The sequence below is a fragment of the Allobosea sp. 2KB_26 genome (assembly GCF_052115715.1).
Classification (GTDB): Bacteria; Pseudomonadota; Alphaproteobacteria; order Rhizobiales; family Beijerinckiaceae; genus Allobosea.
In genome coordinates this window covers 1-3,691 of record NZ_JBFRHE010000051.1, presented here as the reverse complement: position 1 = coordinate 3,691, position 3,691 = coordinate 1, and the positions used below count along the sequence as shown (strand labels likewise).

General features: G+C 62.0%; 4 protein-coding genes and 2 pseudogenes. 1 reads left to right on the top strand and 5 read right to left on the bottom strand.

The window, feature by feature from the left end; genetic code table 11:
* Window positions 1-5 precede the first annotated feature (5 nt).
* The 3 genes and pseudogenes from AB4099_RS35130 to AB4099_RS35120 all read right to left on the bottom strand — a co-directional run bounded on the left by AB4099_RS35130 (window position 6) and on the right by AB4099_RS35120 (window position 2,077).
* Window positions 6-660 (bottom strand): annotated as a pseudogene (locus tag AB4099_RS35130) (transporter substrate-binding domain-containing protein).
* A 96-nt stretch (window positions 661-756) separates the two neighbouring features.
* Window positions 757-1,398 (bottom strand): amino acid ABC transporter permease, encoded by a 642-nt coding sequence (locus AB4099_RS35125; RefSeq protein ID WP_113519237.1) that lies wholly within the window; start codon window positions 1,396-1,398, stop codon window positions 757-759.
* Between the two features lie 10 nt (window positions 1,399-1,408).
* Window positions 1,409-2,077, bottom strand: coding sequence for an amino acid ABC transporter permease (locus AB4099_RS35120; RefSeq protein WP_113519236.1), 669 nt, complete (start codon window positions 2,075-2,077; stop codon window positions 1,409-1,411).
* A 210-nt stretch (window positions 2,078-2,287) separates the two neighbouring features.
* Between AB4099_RS35120 and AB4099_RS35115 the strand changes: the two genes are divergently transcribed.
* Window positions 2,288-2,977 (top strand): TetR/AcrR family transcriptional regulator, encoded by a 690-nt coding sequence (locus AB4099_RS35115; RefSeq protein ID WP_441481497.1) that lies wholly within the window; start codon window positions 2,288-2,290, stop codon window positions 2,975-2,977.
* A gap of 18 nt (window positions 2,978-2,995) precedes the next feature.
* Here AB4099_RS35115 and aroQ read toward each other — a convergent pair whose 3' ends face one another.
* Window positions 2,996-3,439 carry a type II 3-dehydroquinate dehydratase gene (gene aroQ, locus AB4099_RS35110; protein ID WP_441481496.1) on the bottom strand — a complete coding sequence of 148 codons (444 nt, stop codon included), beginning with the start codon at window positions 3,437-3,439 and terminating at the stop codon, window positions 2,996-2,998.
* Between the two features lie 108 nt (window positions 3,440-3,547).
* Window positions 3,548-3,691 (bottom strand): annotated as a pseudogene (locus tag AB4099_RS35105) (transporter substrate-binding domain-containing protein); the annotation flags it as partial.

The window sequence follows — 3,691 nt, the reverse complement described above, 5'->3', positions numbered from 1 at the left end:
CGCGCTCAGCTTGCGGTGAAGGAGATGCCTTCGAGGCTGTCCGGGAACTTGTGGACGGGAACCTTCATCCACTTGTCGTAGACTTTCTGGAGTTCGCCATTGGCCCTGATCTTGTCGATGAAGGCGTTGATCGCGGCGTTGATCTCCTTCTCGCCCTGCCGGGTGCAGGCGCCGTTGTAGAGGTTCTGGAATTCGAGCTTGTTCTCGAATTCCCCCGGCCGGGCCTGCTCGATGCGCTGGATGTAGAAGATGTTGCCGCCGAGCGCCTGGACCTGGCCCGAGACCAGCGCCTGGATGCTGGGGGCATCGCCGTCATAGCGCCGGATCGTCGTGCTGGCCGGCGCGTTCTTGGTGACCTGGGGTCAGGGCGGGAATGCGGTTATTGACCTCGAGCGGAACGAACTCGACGGGGACCCCGAGCTCCTGGCCGAACAGCGCCGCGATATCGGCATCCAGCCCATCCTGCTTGCCGGCGCTGGTGACGAAACCCCAGGGCGGATTGTCGCCCTGGATACCCACGACCAGCTTGCCTTTCGCCTTGATCTCCGCCGGCGTCACCGCCAGCGCAGGCCGCAGCAACAGGCTCGGCGCCGCAAGCCCGACCGCGCCGGCCAACAGCGCCTGACGGCGGTTGAGCAATCCCTTGTTCGAAGATGTCATGTCTCACTCCCTTGGTTGATCTTGCTTGGTTGATCTTGGCTGGTTGAACGGGCCTGGCTGGATTGGCGCGATGCCTTGATGGTGTTGCCGGCTTCGTCAGCGTGTCGCCGTGGCAAACTGGCGTTCCAGCCGCGCGCCGAAGAGCGAGAGCGGCCAGCACATGACGAAATAGAGAGCCCCCACGATCCCGAAGACGAGCAGAGGCTGAAAAATCTGGTTCGAGATGATGTTGCCGGCACGGGCCAGCTCGGTGAAACCGACAATCGCAGCCAGCGACGTTCCCTTGATCAGCTGCACCAGGAAACCGATCGTCGCCGGCAGCGAGATGCGGATGGCCTGCGGCAGGATCACATCCTTCATCCGCGAGGCATAGTTCAGGCTCAGCGCCTTGGCAGCCTCGGTCTGGCCCTTCGGCACGGCTTCGATCGAACCGCGCCAGATTTCGCCGAGATAGGCGCTGGCATGCAGCGTGAAACCGATCGAGACGGCGACCCACGAGTCGAGTTTCAGCCCGATCAGCGCCAGCCCGTAATAGACCACGAAGAGCTGCATCAGCAGCGGCGTGCCCTGGAAGATGGCGATATAGCCTGACGTGACACGCTCCAGGAGCGGACTACCGGAGGTTCTAGCCAGAGCGACGCCGAGCCCGAAGACGCCGCCCCCGACGAAGCCGATGACCGAGAGGAAGACCGTCCATTTCAGCCCAGTGAGAAGGAAGAGGAATTCGTTTGCGCCCATGACGATCTCCTCACTTGACCGGGTAGCTGAAATACCGGCTGGAGATGAGCCCGAAGAAGCGCATCATCAGCCAGGATATGACGAGGTAGAACAGCGTCACCGTTCCGTAGACCTCGAAGCTGCGGAAGCTGTCCGACTCGATCCGCTGTGCGACGGAGGTCAGTTCATAGGCGGAGATCGCGGAGGCGACGCTGGTCGTCAGCGTCAGCAGCACGAACTGGCTGGTCAGTGACGGAAAGATCGCGCGCAGCGCAGGCCGCAGCACTATCAGCCGGAAGACCTGCGCCTTGTGCAGGCCAAGCGCGAGACCGGCTTCGACCTGCCCTTTGCTGATCGACTGAACGCCGCCACGGATGATCTCGATGGCATAGGCGCCGCCATTGATGCCCAGCGCGATGATCGCGGTCGGTGTCGGGTCGAGCCGAACGCCGAGGAGCGGCAGCGCGAAATAGATGAAATAGATCTGCACCAGGAAGGGGGTGTTGCGGATCAGCTCGACGAAAGCCATCACCAGCCAGCGCAGCTGTTTGATCCGCGAGTCCCGCAGCACGACACCGCCGATGCCGATGACGATGGCCAGAGCCATGCCGCCGAGCGCCAGGAACAGCGTTCCCAGACAGGCAGTCAGAAGGCTCGGCAACCCATCCAGTACAGGCGTGAAATCAAGCTTGTAGTTCATGGCGTTTCCCTGAGCGGCCGACCTTCTGAGTGGATCGATCCGAGTCCCGTCTTTGGCGGTAGCGCCTCTGGGTGGGCGCCTTGAATATGAGCGATCGTTTGGCTTGCGCGATCGCCTGTCGATGTTAAATGTACGAAACAGTTCAATTGGTCAAGTCAATTGAACTGAACGGTTCATTTACAGCCGCCCAGTCGGCGCCGGGGTCTGTCCATGCTTGGAAGCCGCAAGACGAATGAGATGCCGGCTTCGCCGGCGCGGCCGGCTGGCACGCGCAAATCCGCGAGTTGGACCCAGGACCCCGACGGCGTTCGCCGCAATATCCTGGCGGTCGCGCGTGACGAATTCGTCGAGAATGGGCTGAGTGGTGCGAGGGTCGACGAGATCGCCGCGAAGACCTCCACCAGCAAGCGGATGATCTACTATTATTTCGGCGACAAGGAGGGTCTCTACCGGGCTGTGCTCGAGGAGGCCTATGCCCGGATCCGCAATTTCGAGCGCAGCCTCGATCTGGCTGGCCTGCCCCCGCGCGAAGCGATCGTGTCTCTGACGGGCTTCACCTTCGACTATCACGCCGACAATCCGGATTTCGTCCGCCTCGTCATGGTCGAGAACATCCATCATGCCCGGCATCTCCAGAGCTCTCCCAAGATCGCGGATCTCAACCTCTCGGTCATCGACATGATCGGCGAGGTCTATGAGCGCGGGCTGCGCGAGGGAGTGTTCCGAGAGGGCCTCGACCCGATCGACATCCATCTGACGATCAGCGCACTGAGTTTCTACAATGTCTCCAACCGGGCCAGCATCCAGCAGGTCTTCGGGCACGACATGGGCGCTCCGGAAGCCCGCGAACGCCGACGGCTCAGCGCGATCGAGACCGTGCTTCGCATGCTCTGCCGCTGACCGCATGGCGCACCGGGATCAGCTGCGCCCGACCAGGCCGGCCATGGCCTGGATCGCGAGTTCGTACCCAGCCGCGCCGAAGCCGATCAGGATGCCGGTTGCGGTCCGGGACATCAACGAATTGTGGTAGATGCTCTCGCGGGCATGCACGTTGGAAATGTGCAGCTCGATCTTGGGCCCGTCGAACATCTTCAGAGCGTCAAGCAGCGCGACTGAGGTAAAGGTGTAGCCGGCCGGATTGATGATGATCCCGCACGCCTCGATGCGGGCCTGGTGTACGCTCTCCACCAGCTCGCCCTCGAAATTCGTCTGGCGGAAGTCGATCTCGAAACCGAGTGTCGCGGCCTTCTCGGTACAGCGCTGTCGAATCTCATCGAGTGTGGTCGTTCCATAGATCGCGGGTTCGCGCTGGCCGAGCAGATTGAGATTGGGGCCGTTGAGGACGTAGATGCGATTGCTCATGTCGATATCCTTGGCGCCCCGCCGCGCATGCGCGGCAGGGCGCGTGCAGGCCGGCGTCAACGTGGCCGGCCCGCCGGTAAAATCTGAAGGAACGAGCGAGCAGCGCGCTCAGCTTGCGGTGAAGGAGATGCCTTCGAGGCTGTCCGGGAACTTGTGGACGGGAACCTTCATCCACTTGTCGTAGACTTTCTGGAGTTCGCCATTGGCCCTGATCTTGTCGATGAAGGCGTTGATCGCGGCGTTGATCTCCTT